The following is a 13,105-nucleotide window of genomic DNA, read 5'->3' as shown; positions in this document are numbered from 1 at the left end:
TTTGTGTAAACATTAAAAAATATAACAATGAACACATTAAAAAAAGAAGCATTTTATGTAGTTGGAATTTCAATAAGAACTACAAATGAAAACGGAAAAGCAATGCAAGATATTCCTGCATTATGGCAACGGTTTATGAAAGAGGGTGTTATAAACAAGCTTTCAAATAGAGTAGGAGATGAAAGTTATGCTGTTTATACAGACTATGAAAAAGATCATACAAAGCCTTATACAATGATTTTAGGATACGAAGTAGAAAACTTAGAAAGCATCCCAGAAGGAATGATTGGTAAAAAAATAGAAGCCTCTAGTTATGAAAAATTTGTAGCGAAGGGTGATTTAACAAAAACAGCAGTTGTTGATGAATGGATGAAAATATGGAATTCGGATATTAACAGAACTTATACATCCGATTTTGAAGTCTACGGGAGCAAAGCTCAAGACCCAACAAATGGAGAAGCAGAAATATTTATAGCAGTTCAATAAATGACAAATTTAGATAACTTTTATTTCGATAAAGAAGAACCAGTTAAAGGTTGTTTATTGGCGTTAAAAAGTATTATCCAAAATTATCATTCAGATTTAAAAGAACAATGGAAGTATCGGTTGCCTTGTTTTATGTTAAAGAATAAAATATTTTGTTATTTGTGGTTAGATAGAAAAACTCAGTTCCCGTATATAGCTATAGGAAATGGAGTTAAAATAGAACATCCAGATTTGATTCAAGGAAATAGAACTTTTGTAAAGTTGTTACTAATAAATCCGAATGAAGATATTCCTATAGAAAAGATTCATCAGATTTTTGATATGGCAATGAAATTGCATTAAAAAAAGCGAGTTTAGAAAGTTCTAAACTCGCTTTTCAGTTAACAAATTCAAAAAAGGAAATTATAATTTGTTTCCTATAAAAGGAATATCTTTTCTATTTATAATTAATAAAATAATACCAGCAATTAAAGTTATAACTGCACTAATAAATAAAGCACCTCCATCATTATTATGCTCTATTCCTAGCTTTGTCAAGTGTCCCATAATAGCACCACCCATAAGACCAACAGTTAAAATAGCTCCTAGCCATGTTTTTTTAGGAATGAATAATAAAATTGAAGCTATCAACTCTAAAACTCCGGTTCCTATTCTCATACTAGCTTCATTTTCTCCAGCTAGTTTAGTAAATAAATCTATACTTTCTTGAGCACCAGAGAATTTAAAAAACAAAGTTTGTAGCATAATAATAGCAGCTATCAGTTTTAAAATAAGTGGTAAATATTTTTTCATTATTATTGGTTTTGTTGTTTTAGACGAGCTCTTTTTTATTCCTTACATATACATAAAGTACTATTTTTGCTTTATGAGAAAAATTATATTTTACCTACTAGTATTTTCGGTATTAACAGGATGCAAAACCGAAAAAATGTCATTAAATTTTTTGAATGAATTTGTTGTTAAAGATTCTTTACAGTTTGAAAATGCAATTGTTGGAGGAATTTCAGGAATAGATTATTATAATAATGAGTATTATATGGTAGTTGACGATGCCAGAAATCCAAGAATTTTAGTTGGAGATATACTTATTGAAAAAGATTCAATAAAATCGGTAGAATTCAAAAAAACAATTGAAATAAAAGATACCACAAGTTCTTTTTATAAGGATAATGTATTGGATTTAGAGTCAGTTTTAGTACACAATAATCAGTTTAATTTAGTTAGTGAAGGTTCTATAAGAAGAGGGAAAAATCCATCGATATTTACAACAAATATGCAAGGTGAATTTGAAGAAGAAATAACAATACCAAGTTACTTTGAAGCAAATTCTAAAGCAAAACCAAAACATAATGGAGCTTTTGAAAGTTCATCTAAAAGTTTTGATAACAAAGGGTTTTGGGCAGCAATGGAAGCACCATTAGAAGCAGATGGAGAAGAACCAACATTTCATGAAACTAAATCACCTATTAGAATTACATATTTTGACAATGTAACTCAAAAAGCAACTAAACAGTTTGCGTATCAACTAGAAAAAATTGATAAACCAGCAAAAGGAAAAATAAATTTAAATGGAGCTACTGCCATTTTAGAGTATGCTGAAAATAGTTTTTTTATTGTTGAAAGGATATACCAAAGTGGTTATGGAAGTTATGGAAATACGATTAGAATTTTCAAAGCTAGAATAACAAAAGAATCAACAAACACTCTAAGTATGTCATCGTTAAAAAATGAAAAATATGTGCCTTTAAAAAAAGAGTTGCTTTTCGATTTCAACAATGTTAAGAATCAGTTGGGAGAAGGATTTATAGATAATATTGAAGGTATTACTTTAGGGCCTAAATTATCTAATGGTAATCAATCATTAATTTTAGTTGCTGATGATAATTTTCAAGTATATGGAAAACAACTAAATCAGTTTTTATTATTAGAAATAGTGGATAAATAATGTACATTAGCATTCGTAATTTTTTAAAATGATAAGTAAATTCAAATATAAATCGATTCAGAAGGCTTATAATGGTTTTGTAGACAAGAATATACATAAAAACCATAAAAGTAATTTAATAAAAAAGGTTGCTATTTTATTAGATAATGAGTCTCTGGTTAATGTAATGATATCTAATTTAACAAGTAAATTACCTTTTAAAAAAGAAAATATTACAGTACTAATATTTAGAGAGTATTCTAAAAAAGATGAAGAATCTCCACTGTTTTTTTCAGACAATGATTTTGGCTTTAATGCGAGTTTAAAATCAGACAATTTAAAAGAGTTCGTTAAAAAAGAGTATGATTTACTTATTAATTATACAAAGACTCCTAATTTATATACGAATATGGTAACTTTGTTATCACAATCTGATTTAAAAGCAGGTTTTGCAAATATTGACGATAGATTATATGATATTGTTATATCAGATGAAGGTCAAAATGAAGCAATTTTAAATCAGGAACTAAAAAAATATTTAACGATTTTAAATAAAATATAATGCAAAAATTTGTTGGTACTGGAGTTGCTTTAGTTACTCCTTTTAACGAAGACTTAAGTGTAGATTTTGATGCACTAAGAAGGTTAGTAAACTTTAATATTGATAACGGAATTAATTATTTGGTTATTAATGGAACAACCGGAGAAAGCGGTACTATAACAAAACAAGAAAAGGAAGAAATTATTAAGGTAATAGTTGAAGAGAACAAAGGACGATTACCTTTAGTGTTAGGGGTAGGTGGAAATAACACTCAAATAGTTGTAGATGAGTTAAAATCGTTAGATTTATCAGATATAGATGCAATTTTATCAGTAGCACCTTACTACAGTAAACCTACGCAAGAAGGTTTTTATGAGCATTATAAAGCAATTTCATTAGCAAGCCCGAAACCTATTATTTTATATAATGTACCAGGTAGAACTTCAAAGAATATGGAGCCTGCAACAACTTTACGTTTAGCGAATGATTTTGAAAATATTATAGCGGTAAAAGAAGCAGGAAATAACCAACAACAATATTTAGAATTATTAAAAAATAAACCTGAAGATTTTTTAATCATTTCTGGTGATGATGATTTAGCATTAGGTGTAGTATTAGCAGGAGGATCGGGAGTAATATCTGTAATAGGTCAAGGGTTACCTAAAGAATTTTCTAGAATGATTCAATTAGGTTTAGAAGGAAAAAATAAAGAAGGGTATGAAATTCATTATAAATTAATGGATATTGTAAATTATATTTTTGAAGAAAATAATCCAGCAGGAATAAAAGCAGTATTAGAAAAACAAGGAATTTGTTTAGATAAAGTGCGTTTACCTTTGGTTACTGCTACAGAAGAGTTACAAACTAAAATTTCAGACTTTATAGATAATCTATAATTTGTCTAAAGAAAAATTCAATATAACTAAGACTACAATTGTTTAATTGTAGTCTTTTTTTAGCATCTTTGTATAAAGAAAGATCTAGTTAAATAGAATAGAGAGTAAATATGTTATCAAAAAAAATCGAAAAAGCTTTAAACGAGCAAATAAAAATAGAAGCAGAATCATCACAAGTATACTTATCAATGGCATGTTGGGCAGAAATTCAAGGATTTGAAGGAGTTGCACAATTTATGTATGCTCATTCAGATGAGGAACGTATGCATATGTTGAAATTGGTAAAGTTTGTAAATGAAAGAGGAGGGCATGCTCATGTATCAGAATTAGCAGCACCACCAACAGAATTTGGGTCATTTAAAGATATGTTTCAAACATTATTCGATCACGAAGTAATGGTGTCAAAATCAATAAACGATTTAGTGCATATTACATTGGAAGAAAGAGACTATGCAACACATAATTTCTTACAGTGGTATGTTTCTGAGCAAATAGAAGAAGAAGCATTAGCAAGAACTATTTTAGATAAAATCAATTTAATTGGAGATGATAAAGGAGGGTTATATTTGTTTGATAATGATGTAAAGCAAATAGTTGTTCAAGGAGCTGATAATACGGCAGAGTAAGATTAACAAACATTTAGGAAATCTTTGGATTTTTTATAACAGATTTTATAGTTTATTGCAATGCTCTATTTAGAGTAAAAAATCGTTTTAATAATCCATAAATAATCACTAATTTTGCCAGATGCAAAAAATTAAAAATTTAGCGTACTTATTTGTCATGCTTTTAGTATTATCTTCTTGCGGGGAATATCAAAAAGTATTGAATAGAGGAACTGTAGAAGAACAATATAAAATGGCTGTGAGAATGTACGAAGCGCAAAAGTACAGTAAGGCCTTACGTTTATTTGAAAAGATAACACCTTCTTATCGAGGAAAACCACAAATGGAACGTATACAGTTTATGATTGCTCAATCAAGTTTTAATGTAAAAGATTATACATCAGCAGGATATTATTTCAAGAGATTTACAAGAAATTATCCTAAAAGCTCAAAAAAGGAAGAATCTGCTTTTTTATCGGCATTAAGTTATTATAAAGCATCTCCTCGTTTTAGTTTAGATCCTTCAGACACTAAAAAAGCTTTACAATCTTTTCAAGATTTTATAGATAATTATCCTAATTCAGAAAAATTAGTAGAGGCTAATAAATATTATGCAGAGTTGCGTGGTAAATTAGAAAAGAAAGCTTTTGAAATAGCAAAAACATATTATCGTACGGCAGATTATGACTCAAGAAATTATAGAGCAGCAATAGTTGCTTTCGATAATTTGTTGTCAGATTATTTAGGAACAAAATATAAAGAAGAAGCTTTATTCTATCGTTTAAAAGCAGCTCATGATTTTGTTTTAAAAAGTACAGAACGTAGAAAAGCAGAAAGAATTAAAGCGGCTATTAAAGCTTACGAAAAATTAAAGAAGAGCTTTCCTGAATCTAAATTCATGAAAGAATCTGATATAATGTTATCTACATTAAATAAAGAACAAGAACAATTAGTTAAAAGTTAGAAAATGGATTATAAAGAAACGAAAGCAGCATTAAGTACTATAACTTATGACAAAGAAGCTATCGAAGCTCCAACTGATAATATCTATGAAGCTATTTCAATTATAGCTAAAAGAGCTGCACAAATCAATTCTGATTTAAAGAAAGAATTGGTAGATAAGTTAGACGAATTTGCTACTTATAATGACAGTTTAGAAGAAATCTTTGAGAATAAAGAACAAATTGAAGTTTCTAAGTTTTACGAGCGTTTACCAAAGCCACACGCAATTGCAGTGGAAGAATGGTTAAATGATAGAGTATATCACAGAACTCCAGACTCAGAATAATATGTCTGTATTAAGCGGTAAAAAAGTTTTACTTGGCGTTACCGCTGGTATAGCTGCATACAAAACAGCGAACTTAGTTCGTTTATTTATAAAATCAGGCGCAGAAGTTAAAGTAGTAATGACTCCTGCGTCTAAAGATTTTATTACTCCTCTTACATTATCTACATTATCTAAAAATCCAGTTCATTCAACTTTTTATGAAAAAGAAGATGAAAATGAACTTTGGAATAATCACGTCGATTTAGGATTGTGGGCAGATTTAATGATAATTGCCCCAGCAACTGCAAATACCTTGTCTAAAATGACTAATGGTACTTGCGATAATCTGTTGTTAGCAACTTATTTATCTGCAAAATGTCCAGTATATTTTGCTCCTGCAATGGATTTAGATATGTATCAACATCCATCAACAAAAGGCAGTATAAATAGCTTGGAAAGCTTTGGTAATATATTAATACCAGCAGCTTCAGGTGAATTGGCTAGTGGACTTGTAGGAGAAGGTCGTATGGCTGAACCAGAGGATATAGTATCGTTTATTGAAAATGATATTGTTTCAAAATTACCACTCCGAGGAAAAAAAGTATTGTTAACAGCAGGACCTACCTATGAAGCTATAGATCCTGTTCGTTTTATTGGAAATCATTCCTCAGGAAAAATGGGGTTTGAAGTAGCCAAAACAGCAGCTAACTTAGGTGCTGAAGTTTATTTAGTAGCAGGACCTTCACATCAAAAGGTTAGCCATTCATTTATTCATAGAATAGATGTAAAGTCGGCACAAGACATGTATGAGGCTTGTCATAAATACTATAAAGATGTAGATATTGCAATTTTATCTGCGGCTGTTGCTGATTATAGACCAAAAAATATAGCTACTCAGAAAATAAAAAAGAAAGAAACAGCGTTAACAATTGAGTTAGAACCAACAAAGGATATTTTAAAATCACTTGGTGAGATAAAAGAAAATCAATTGTTGGTAGGATTTGCATTAGAAACAAATAATGAAGTAGAAAATGCAAAAAGTAAAATTGCACGTAAAAATTTAGATTTAATTGTATTAAATTCGTTACAAGATAAAGGTGCTGGTTTTGCTACCGATACTAATAAGATAACTATAATTGATGCCAATTTCAACGAAAAATCATTCGATTTAAAATCGAAGAAAGAAGTATCAAAAGATATAATTAACGAAATAATACATAAACTAAATGCGTAAGTTTCTTTTTTTAATTTTTATTTTATCATCAGTTTTTACAATTCAATCACAAGAATTAAATGCTTTAGTAACTATTAATGCAGATAAAGTTCAGAGTAGTAATAAACAAGTTTATGAAACATTGCAAAAAGCATTAACAGAATTTATTAATGATAAGCAATGGACAAATAAAAAATTTAAACAACAGGAACGTATTAATTGTGCATTTACAATTATAGTAGACGAGCAAAGCGGAAATAATTTTAAAGCTAGCTTACAAATACAATCTACACGACCAGTTTATAATTCAACATATGCATCGCCAATTTTAAATATTAACGATACTAATTTTAATTTTCGTTATAATGAATTTGATCCGTTAAACTTTAATCCTAATGTTTATGAATCAAATTTAATATCTACAATTGCATTTTATGTATATGTTATTTTAGGAGTTGATGCAGATACCTTTGCTTTAAAAGGAGGGACCAATTATTTGCAACAAGCCGAAAATGTAATGTTACAAGCTCAATCAAATGGAGAAACAGGTTGGCAAAACCAAGTAGGAAAACAAAATAGGTTTGCGTTGATAGATAATTTATTATCGTCAAATTTTACTCCTTTGCGTACTATTTATTACGATTACCATAGAAAAGGTTTTGATAATTTTGCTGATAGCCCTGATGGAGCAAAAGAAGTTATAGAATCGAGTGTTATAAACTTAGATAAGTTACATAATGTAGCTATCGGAAATTATATGATTCGTGTTTTCTTAGATGCTAAAGGAGATGAAATAGCAAGAATATTTTCTGATGGTAAACCAACTAGAAAAGTTCAAGAAATGAGAAGCGTACTAGAAAAAGTAGCACCAACTTATAAAGATAAGTGGAGAAAAATAGAATAAAAATTTAGTACAAACTAAGAATACTATATAAGCTATAATGAATAATAATCATTGTAGCTTTTTTTGTGATGTTAATTATCCTAAAAATAGTTTTTCAAATGGTATTTCTAATACTTTAGCTATTTGATGCAAGCGAATAATAGTTAAGGTAGTTTTACCACTTTCTATCTTACTGTAAGCATTTTGACTAATTTGAAGTAGATTAGCCATCTTATCTTGAGAGAGTCCTTTCCTTAAACGTTCTAAGCGTATATTTTCTGTAATAATTTTAATATTCTCATCCATACTTTTCAATATGTCTTATATATCAAGACAATAAATAATTAGTTTGTATAAGTTGGGAGAATATAGCCTAACAAATTTATTAAATTAAAGTTTATAAAAACAGTTTAAAAAGTGAATTTTAAGAAAATCAAAACCTAAGGTTGTATTTTAAAACTACAGGCTATTATTTAAAACCTGAGTGGTTTGTGTAAAATAAAATAAAGTTTGAAATTTATCCTAGTTATTGCAATGACAAGTCATAAAGCTATGAGTGACATAAAAGAAATCGTAGAATGTTATGAATTTAAAATACTATAAAATGATAATTAATAGTGTTTTATTAAAAACTATTTAAGTATGAAAAAATTAGAATTAAATGAAATGGAAAAATTTCAGGGAAGTAATGATTTTATTATGGGCTTAACTTGTGTAGCAGCAATTGGAGGTTTTGCTGCATTTATGATTGCTAGTGGTGGTGGAGCAATTGCTGTTGCACCTTTGTTAATCAGCTCTATAGGAGGAGGAGGTTGTATCGCTACAGTTGGAGCAAAAGTTAGTCAACATTAATTAAGAATATAATATGAAAAAATTAGAAATTAATAAAATGGAAAATCTTCAAGGAGGAGATATATGGGAGACGATAGCAGGTGGATGTTCAGCTTATACAGGATTAGTACTTTTTAAGGTTATTAGTAATGCTCATCCAGTTTTAAAGGGATTATCTTATGGATGTTATGTTTATTTACTTAGTTATGGTGTAGCAAATGCATCATAAAATTAATATTTTTAATAATATAGGTAACTTCTTCTTAAAATAGGGGTTACCTGTATTTAAAATTATATGTTCAATATGAAAAAAATAAAAACTTTTGATATAATTTTCTCTATACCTTTTATTTATTATGTTTTAAGAATGATTTTTTTTTCAAACAAAGTAAATAAATGGGATTACATATTATTATTTATTACTATAATTTATTTAATATTTAGAGATTGGAAAAGAGAATAAATAACTTTAAATTTTTTTTAATTTTATTTTCATTGTATATACTTTCTGTTTTTATTAATAATTATTTCTTAGGAATGGATAGGTTGGTTTATAATGATTTAATTGAAAGTTTTACTCAAGATCAAGTCGATGCTATTATAGCAAATCAAAAAAAATGGGAATGGTTAGGTTTTGTAATTATTCCTTTAATAATTATTACTAGATCCAGTTTAGTAGCCATTTGTTTAAGTGTTGGAGCATTTTTTTATGACCTTGATAAAGATTTGAAATTTAAATTGTTTCTTAATATTACTTTACAAGGAGAGTTTGTTTTAGTTTTAGTAGTATATTTTAAATTATTTTATTTTGCTTTTGTTAAAAATGATTTTGTATTAAGAGATGTGGAAGAATATTATCCATTAAGCTACATTAATTTTCTTGATATTGGAAGTTTAACTCCATGGCTTATATATCCTTTGCAAACAATAAACTTATTTGAAGTAGTTTATTTTTTTGTTTTGGTATATGGTTTACACAAGTTGTTAAAAAATAAATATTGGAAAAGTTTTGAAATAGTAGCAGTAAGTTATGGTACTGGTTTGGCTATATGGTTAGGGTTAGTTATGTTTTTAATACTGAATATTACTTAGCAAATGAAATGGAAAATTAAATTAGCTTTAATTCTTTTGATTAGTAGTATTTTGTTTTTTTTAAGTTATAAAATTAGTAATAAAATAAACTATAAAAAACAAATTGTAGAGAATACTAAAACCATACCTACTTTCACATTCGAGAATATGGTTGGTGATAATTACACAGATAAAGATTTACTACTAAAACCAGTTGTTTTTGTATATTTTAATTCAGATTGTGATTATTGTCATTCAGAAGCTACTAAAATTAAGGAAAGATTAAATGAATTTAAAAACTGCCAGTTAATTTTCATTTCTATAGAAGCTAAAGAAAAGATTAAGCTGTTTGAAGATAAGTATGGGTTTAATGTTTATAAAAACATTGTGTTTTTAGAGGATAGAAAAGGTGAGTTTTCTAAGCTTTTCGATGTACATTCAATACCATACATTGTTGTTTATGATAAGAATCATAAACTTCTCAAAAAATTTAAAGGAATAACTAGAATTGATGATATTTTGAAGTACTTAGAATAAAAATATATCATTAATAATTAAAATAAATACCTGCTAATAGCAGGTATAATAATTTATATGAATCAGAAATTAATAATAAAATCACATGTTTTACAACATGATCAGTCTGATTGTGGAGTAGCGTGCTTACTTTCTTTAATACAATATTATGGAGGGGTGAACTCTATAGAAAAGTTAAGAGAGTTAAGTGGTACTACAAGACAAGGTACTACGCTTTTAGGGTTATATCAAACAGCAAATAAAATAGGTTTTACAGCAGAAGGTAATGAAGCGGATATACAAGCCCTAATTGACCATGGTGAGCCAGTTATTTTACATGTAATAATTGATGATAAATTACAGCATTATGTTGTGTGCTATGGTTATAAAAATAATCAGTTTGTTGTTGGTGACCCAGCAAAAGGAATTGTCCAGTATTCAAAAGAAGAATTAGAAAAACTATGGGTGTCTAAAACTTGTTTAACCTTAACTCCTAATGACAGTTTTTTAAAAGCAACAATAAAAAGAAAATCAAAAAAAGAGTGGTTTATAAAACTTCTCAAAGAAGATAAAAAATTATTAATAATAAGTATTGTTCTAGGAATTGGTATTGCCTTATTAAGTATGGCTATGTCAGTGTTTTCTCAAAAATTAATTGATGACATTTTACCTTCTCAAAACACAAAAAAATTAATTTTTGGTATTGGGCTATTAACTTTCTTATTGTTAGTAAGGGTTGGCTTTACTGCTTTAAAAGAATTGTTGCTTATACGGCAATCTAAACATTTTAATAACCGAATTATTGATTCTTTTTATTCATCGTTGCTACACTTACCCAAAGCTTTTTTTGACACCAGAAAAATAGGTGAGCTTGTAGCAAGGTTAAATGATACTAATAGGGTACAAAAAGTAATTAAATTCATAGCGAGTAACTTTATTATTGATGTTTTAGTAGTATTGGTTTCTTTTGGTTTCTTATTCTTTTACTCTTGGAAAGTAGGAATGATAGCTTTAATAAGTTTACCTATTTACTTTTTTATTGTGTATGGTTTTAATGCTAGAATTATAAAATCACAAAAAGAAGTAATGCAAAGTTACGCACTCAGTGAGAGTAATTATATTAGTTCTATGCAAGGTATAGCAACGGTTAAAAATTTTAATCGCCAATCATTCTTTCAAAAGTTAAACCAATTAGTATTTGGTAATTTGCAGAATAAAATTGTTGATTTAGGAAAAATTAATGTTCGTTTATCATTATTATCAGGAATAGCAGGAGTTGTTTTTTTAATGGCTATTTTATCTTACACATCTTTTCAGGTGTATGACAAACAAATGCAATTGGGTGAGTTAATGGCTATTTTAGGTATAGCAGGTTCTTTATTACCTTCCATTACAAGTTTAGCATTGGTAGCTATTCCTATTAACGAAGCAAAAATCGCTTTTAATCGTATGTTTGAATTTACATCTATTGAAAAAGAAAATAAAGGTATTCTTGAGTTTCAGGATTTTGAATCATTAGAACTACAAAATTTATCATTTCGTTTTGCAGGAAGGAGTCAATTATTAAAAAATGTAAATCTTTTAATTAAGAAAGGAGAATTATCTGCCATTGTAGGAGAAAGTGGAAGTGGTAAAAGTACTTTAGGACAAATACTTCAAAAATTTTATGATTTTGAAAGTGGAGAAATTTTAGTAAATAGTAGGAATAGTTTAAGAAACATAAAGCTGGATAATTGGAGAAGTATAGTTGGAGTAGTACCACAAGAAATTACCATTTTTAATGGTAATGTATTAGATAATATTTTATTAGGAAAAGAAGATAAACCTGAGAATGTATTAAATTTCTGTAAAGATTACGGTTTTGATGAGTTTATTAATAATCTCCCTCAAGGATATGGAACTATTTTAGGAGAAGAAGGAATAAACTTATCAGGAGGCCAAAAACAAATAATAGCTTTGGCTAGAGTACTGTATAAGAACCCACAACTATTAATTTTAGATGAAGCAACGGCTGCTATGGATAGAAAAACAGAAAAATTTAGTATTAATCTTATTTCAAAATTGAAGGATAAAATGGGAGTATTATTTATTTCTCATCGATTAGATGTTTTAAAAAAATATGCTGATGTAATTTATGTGTTAGAAAAAGGGAAAATTGTAGCTAAAGGAAATCATAATAAACTAATAGAAACGTCTAATTTTTATAGCGATTATTGGAGAGAATTAACACAATAATAGTTTTTTAAGTAAATAAAAAATATTAGCAAAAGTTGAAGAACTTTACTTCGTAAATTGATTAAATAAAAGTTAATCATAATCAACAAATTGAATAGTTTAAAACCAATAGTTGTATTTTAAAACTACAGGCTATTATTTAAAACCAGAGTGTTTTGTGTAAAATAAAATAAAGTTTGAAATTTATCCTAGTTATTGCAATGACAAGTCATAAAGCTATGTGTGACTTAAAAGAAATCGTAGAAAATAACTAATAGTGGTATTTATTTTAAAATGAAAAACATTAAAATAAAAATAATCATAATTCTACAAATAGTAGCATTAACTTTAATTATAATAGAATTATTCTCTAAATGGAATTATCCATTAATACCAATAATAGGATATTTAATTTTAGCTTTTGGTTTCTTTTGGATGTATTATCACAGAAAAAAGGAAGATTGTAGTTAAAGAGAATCACAATAAACTAATAGAAACATCTAATTTTTATAGTGATTATTGGAGAGGGTTAACACATTAATATAATAGCCTTAATTTATATCTATAAACTCAACTTTTAAGTAGATAAGAAATATTAGTAAAAGTTGAAGAACTCTACTTCGTAAATTGATTAAATAAAAGTTCATTATAGTCAACA

General features: G+C 27.7%; 18 protein-coding genes. 16 read left to right on the top strand and 2 right to left on the bottom strand.

The genetic code is table 11. The features are described 5' to 3' along the window. Positions 1–27: 27 nt before the first annotated feature. Together F7018_RS04990 and F7018_RS04985 are read left to right on the top strand one after the other, a co-directional pair. Positions 28–486: a GyrI-like domain-containing protein gene (locus F7018_RS04990; protein WP_150898915.1), complete on the top strand. Its 459-nt coding sequence runs from the start codon at positions 28–30 to the stop codon at positions 484–486. After that, complete coding sequence (locus F7018_RS04985) at positions 487–828, top strand: DUF1801 domain-containing protein (RefSeq protein ID WP_150898914.1); 342 nt, start codon at positions 487–489, stop codon at positions 826–828. It begins immediately after the preceding gene. A gap of 60 nt (positions 829–888) precedes the next feature. On the opposite strand, the gene F7018_RS04980 is transcribed toward F7018_RS04985, so the two are convergent. After that, complete coding sequence (locus F7018_RS04980; RefSeq protein WP_150898913.1) at positions 889–1,278, bottom strand: DoxX family membrane protein; 390 nt, start codon at positions 1,276–1,278, stop codon at positions 889–891. A gap of 136 nt (positions 1,279–1,414) precedes the next feature. On the opposite strand from F7018_RS04980, the gene F7018_RS04975 reads away from it, so the two are divergent. The 8 genes from F7018_RS04975 to porD all read left to right on the top strand — a co-directional run bounded on the left by F7018_RS04975 (position 1,415) and on the right by porD (position 7,836). Further along, on the top strand, positions 1,415–2,431 hold the full coding sequence (locus F7018_RS04975) for an esterase-like activity of phytase family protein (RefSeq protein WP_175578646.1): 1,017 nt from the start codon (positions 1,415–1,417) through the stop codon (positions 2,429–2,431). A 28-nt stretch (positions 2,432–2,459) separates the two neighbouring features. Then, positions 2,460–2,972, top strand: a complete 513-nt coding sequence (locus F7018_RS04970) for a DUF6913 domain-containing protein (RefSeq protein ID WP_150898911.1) — start codon at positions 2,460–2,462, stop codon at positions 2,970–2,972. Next, positions 2,972–3,847: a 4-hydroxy-tetrahydrodipicolinate synthase gene (dapA, locus tag F7018_RS04965; protein ID WP_150898910.1), complete on the top strand. Its 876-nt coding sequence runs from the start codon at positions 2,972–2,974 to the stop codon at positions 3,845–3,847. The genes F7018_RS04970 and dapA overlap by 1 nt, the downstream gene beginning before the upstream one ends. Positions 3,848–3,957: 110 nt before the next feature. Next, a complete protein-coding gene (locus F7018_RS04960; protein ID WP_150898909.1) occupies positions 3,958–4,473 on the top strand; it encodes a ferritin in 516 nt (171 codons plus the stop codon). Positions 4,474–4,594: 121 nt separating this feature from the next. Continuing rightward, positions 4,595–5,416 carry an outer membrane protein assembly factor BamD gene (locus F7018_RS04955; protein WP_150898908.1) on the top strand — a complete coding sequence of 274 codons (822 nt, stop codon included), beginning with the start codon at positions 4,595–4,597 and terminating at the stop codon, positions 5,414–5,416. Positions 5,417–5,419: 3 nt separating this feature from the next. Next, positions 5,420–5,740 (top strand): DNA-directed RNA polymerase subunit omega, encoded by a 321-nt coding sequence (locus tag F7018_RS04950; RefSeq protein WP_150898907.1) that lies wholly within the window; start codon positions 5,420–5,422, stop codon positions 5,738–5,740. Between the two features lies 1 nt (position 5,741). Continuing rightward, the gene (coaBC, locus tag F7018_RS04945) at positions 5,742–6,953 is read left to right on the top strand and encodes a bifunctional phosphopantothenoylcysteine decarboxylase/phosphopantothenate--cysteine ligase CoaBC (protein ID WP_150898906.1); all 1,212 of its coding nucleotides are present in this window, start codon (positions 5,742–5,744) and stop codon (positions 6,951–6,953) included. Next, positions 6,946–7,836, top strand: a complete 891-nt coding sequence (gene porD, locus F7018_RS04940) for a type IX secretion system protein PorD (RefSeq protein WP_150898905.1) — start codon at positions 6,946–6,948, stop codon at positions 7,834–7,836. Before coaBC ends, porD begins: the two co-directional genes overlap by 8 nt. Before the next feature lie 75 nt (positions 7,837–7,911). Here the strand turns inward: porD and F7018_RS04935 are convergent, their stop codons facing one another. After that, positions 7,912–8,121 carry a helix-turn-helix domain-containing protein gene (locus F7018_RS04935; protein ID WP_150898904.1) on the bottom strand — a complete coding sequence of 70 codons (210 nt, stop codon included), beginning with the start codon at positions 8,119–8,121 and terminating at the stop codon, positions 7,912–7,914. 336 nt (positions 8,122–8,457) lie between these two features. Between F7018_RS04935 and F7018_RS04930 the strand changes: the two genes are divergently transcribed. The 6 genes from F7018_RS04930 to F7018_RS18330 all read left to right on the top strand — a co-directional run bounded on the left by F7018_RS04930 (position 8,458) and on the right by F7018_RS18330 (position 12,918). Next, positions 8,458–8,667, top strand: coding sequence for a hypothetical protein (locus F7018_RS04930; protein WP_150898903.1), 210 nt, complete (start codon positions 8,458–8,460; stop codon positions 8,665–8,667). Positions 8,668–8,680: 13 nt separating this feature from the next. Beyond that, positions 8,681–8,875, top strand: a complete 195-nt coding sequence (locus F7018_RS04925) for a hypothetical protein (RefSeq protein WP_150898902.1) — start codon at positions 8,681–8,683, stop codon at positions 8,873–8,875. A gap of 218 nt (positions 8,876–9,093) precedes the next feature. Beyond that, the gene (locus F7018_RS04920; protein WP_150898901.1) at positions 9,094–9,738 is read left to right on the top strand and encodes a hypothetical protein; all 645 of its coding nucleotides are present in this window, start codon (positions 9,094–9,096) and stop codon (positions 9,736–9,738) included. Between the two features lie 3 nt (positions 9,739–9,741). Beyond that, the gene (locus F7018_RS04915; RefSeq protein WP_150898900.1) at positions 9,742–10,254 is read left to right on the top strand and encodes a TlpA family protein disulfide reductase; all 513 of its coding nucleotides are present in this window, start codon (positions 9,742–9,744) and stop codon (positions 10,252–10,254) included. A 57-nt stretch (positions 10,255–10,311) separates the two neighbouring features. Next, on the top strand, positions 10,312–12,468 hold the full coding sequence (locus F7018_RS04910) for a peptidase domain-containing ABC transporter (protein WP_150898899.1): 2,157 nt from the start codon (positions 10,312–10,314) through the stop codon (positions 12,466–12,468). A gap of 273 nt (positions 12,469–12,741) precedes the next feature. Next, positions 12,742–12,918 (top strand): hypothetical protein, encoded by a 177-nt coding sequence (locus F7018_RS18330; RefSeq protein ID WP_175578645.1) that lies wholly within the window; start codon positions 12,742–12,744, stop codon positions 12,916–12,918. The last annotated feature ends 187 nt before the right edge of the window (positions 12,919–13,105 follow it).

Source organism: Tenacibaculum aiptasiae (genome assembly GCF_008806755.1).
GTDB lineage: Bacteria > Bacteroidota > Bacteroidia > Flavobacteriales > Flavobacteriaceae > Polaribacter > Polaribacter aiptasiae.
The sequence above is the reverse complement of the archived record's forward strand: the minus strand, read 5'-3'. Positions and strand labels throughout refer to the sequence as shown.

Bases quoted from the DNA above. Each gene is read 5' to 3' on its own strand.
- F7018_RS04990 (WP_150898915.1), top strand. From the start codon at position 28: ATGAACACATTAAAAAAAGAAGCATTTTATGTAGTTGGAATTTCAATA.
- F7018_RS04985 (WP_150898914.1), top strand. From the start codon at position 487: ATGACAAATTTAGATAACTTTTATTTCGATAAAGAAGAACCAGTTAAA.
- F7018_RS04980 (WP_150898913.1), bottom strand. From the start codon at position 1,278: ATGAAAAAATATTTACCACTTATTTTAAAACTGATAGCTGCTATTATT.
- F7018_RS04975 (WP_175578646.1), top strand. From the start codon at position 1,415: ATGTCATTAAATTTTTTGAATGAATTTGTTGTTAAAGATTCTTTACAG.
- F7018_RS04970 (WP_150898911.1), top strand. From the start codon at position 2,460: ATGATAAGTAAATTCAAATATAAATCGATTCAGAAGGCTTATAATGGT.
- dapA (WP_150898910.1), top strand. From the start codon at position 2,972: ATGCAAAAATTTGTTGGTACTGGAGTTGCTTTAGTTACTCCTTTTAAC.
- F7018_RS04960 (WP_150898909.1), top strand. From the start codon at position 3,958: ATGTTATCAAAAAAAATCGAAAAAGCTTTAAACGAGCAAATAAAAATA.
- F7018_RS04955 (WP_150898908.1), top strand. From the start codon at position 4,595: ATGCAAAAAATTAAAAATTTAGCGTACTTATTTGTCATGCTTTTAGTA.
- F7018_RS04950 (WP_150898907.1), top strand. From the start codon at position 5,420: ATGGATTATAAAGAAACGAAAGCAGCATTAAGTACTATAACTTATGAC.
- coaBC (WP_150898906.1), top strand. From the start codon at position 5,742: ATGTCTGTATTAAGCGGTAAAAAAGTTTTACTTGGCGTTACCGCTGGT.
- porD (WP_150898905.1), top strand. From the start codon at position 6,946: ATGCGTAAGTTTCTTTTTTTAATTTTTATTTTATCATCAGTTTTTACA.
- F7018_RS04935 (WP_150898904.1), bottom strand. From the start codon at position 8,121: ATGGATGAGAATATTAAAATTATTACAGAAAATATACGCTTAGAACGT.
- F7018_RS04930 (WP_150898903.1), top strand. From the start codon at position 8,458: ATGAAAAAATTAGAATTAAATGAAATGGAAAAATTTCAGGGAAGTAAT.
- F7018_RS04925 (WP_150898902.1), top strand. From the start codon at position 8,681: ATGAAAAAATTAGAAATTAATAAAATGGAAAATCTTCAAGGAGGAGAT.
- F7018_RS04915 (WP_150898900.1), top strand. From the start codon at position 9,742: ATGAAATGGAAAATTAAATTAGCTTTAATTCTTTTGATTAGTAGTATT.
- F7018_RS04910 (WP_150898899.1), top strand. From the start codon at position 10,312: ATGAATCAGAAATTAATAATAAAATCACATGTTTTACAACATGATCAG.
- F7018_RS18330 (WP_175578645.1), top strand. From the start codon at position 12,742: ATGAAAAACATTAAAATAAAAATAATCATAATTCTACAAATAGTAGCA.